Source organism: Bariatricus sp. SGI.154 (assembly GCF_050313795.1).
GTDB lineage: Bacteria > Bacillota > Clostridia > Lachnospirales > Lachnospiraceae > CAMBRQ01.
Map to the genome: position 1 here is coordinate 1 of NZ_JBNPMC010000078.1, position 1,589 is coordinate 1,589.

Below are 1,589 nucleotides of genomic sequence, written 5' to 3' on the forward strand. Positions count from 1 at the left end.
ACTAAGACTTCCCATACCCAAAATAGATTTCGAGCCTTGAAAATTCAATATTTCAGCTAACAAAATAGCGATTTATGCCATATCTGCCTGCGAATCAAATGCACTTTGCAGATATTGTGGCAGTCTGGATATAAAATCAGCGGTAAATTCAGCAAGTTGTTCTTCGCTCAGTTTCGGAATCTTCTGAAGACTTGCCATCAAAGCATCCATCAGGATACAAAGGGATCGTGCGAAAGTGATGTCTGCCATCTCATCTGCCAGCAAAAAGAATAATTCTCCTAAGGTTCGTTGGTCTTCACTTTTTCGCTGTTCTAATGCCAAAAGCATATATCTGGCAAACACAATGGCTACATGTGCCGTCAGTGCATCGTAAGAGAGGCTGTGGCATTCGCCAATGAGATTAAGTGTAGATTTACAGGTCTTGAAAAACACCTCAACCTGCCAGCGTTTTCCATAGATGCGAATGATTTCTTCTTCTGACAGAGTTGGATCTGTGCAGATGAAAGCAAGCCAATCCTTACGATTTGCCTTGTTTCTGACACATACGATTTTTGCCGGGATTGGCTCTTCTTTTCCAACCATGACATCGACAGAAAGAAGATATTTGGATCTGCCGCGACGCTTCTTGTTTTTCGCATAGATCTGTTTGATATTCTGTTTCTGTCCTTCATACTGATACTGAATGCGGCTGCTTTTCTTGATCATTGCTATCACATCCATCCCTTTGGATTTGATAGCCGTGATCTGAGCCGGATTAGCGAACCAACAGTCAAACAGAACATAATCAGCAGAAAGACCGCTGGAAACAGCTGCATCAAGAAGGGAAAGCATAACTTCTGGAGCTTTCGTTTGTGCCAGTTTTCTACGCTTGCCAGCAATAGTTCTCCCGTCAAAATCTTTCATCGGGCCGATGATATTTGATGCTTTGGAGGATGCGATAAGACAGCTGTTAACAGGCATAAATGTATTGCCATCACTCCATCCAAGTGTCAACAACCGGAATCCCTTGCGGAATTTCATACCAACGTGATCAAAGACTCTGGAACCGAGTTCAGTCTTCTTGCAGCTGGTGCGATTAAAGAGAGTATCGTCGACAATGAAAACGTTGGCACGCTTTTCATCAGTAAGATTTTTGATCTCATCATTGATGATCCCGGATGCCAGAGAAGAAGTAAAGCGAAGCCAATTGGTTTTCGTGGAATTTAGGAAACGATAGAAGGTATTTTTGCAAAAGTCTTCTTTGAATGTTCCGGTTCTCTGCTGCATATACATGCTTCTGCCAATAAATACATTGCTGAGTTTATATTTCAAAAGCGAAATAGCAGGGACACCTTTTTCTTTGGTTCCATTACACTTTTTTAAAAGGGTTCCTACTTTGTGAGACAAAAAAAATCTCTGAACACAATCTAAAATAGCTACCTCGTTTGTATTATCCTGTGATATAATGGACATGGCATAAATCCTCCTTGTTAGAATGGTTTCTCGACAACTCCATTATATCAAAAGAGTGTTATTTATGCCTTTTTTTATTGGCTAAAATATTGAATTTTCAAGGTTCAACACACCTTATTGGTGTGGGAAGTTTGAGT

The 1,589-nt window shown here is 40.6% G+C and carries 1 protein-coding gene; it reads right to left on the minus strand.

Features of this window, described 5'->3' with window-relative positions:
• Window positions 1–72: 72 nt before the first annotated feature.
• Complete coding sequence (locus ACQRBN_RS17390; protein WP_427740356.1) at window positions 73–1,452, minus strand: IS4 family transposase; 1,380 nt, start codon at window positions 1,450–1,452, stop codon at window positions 73–75.
• Between the last annotated feature and the right edge of the window lie 137 nt (window positions 1,453–1,589).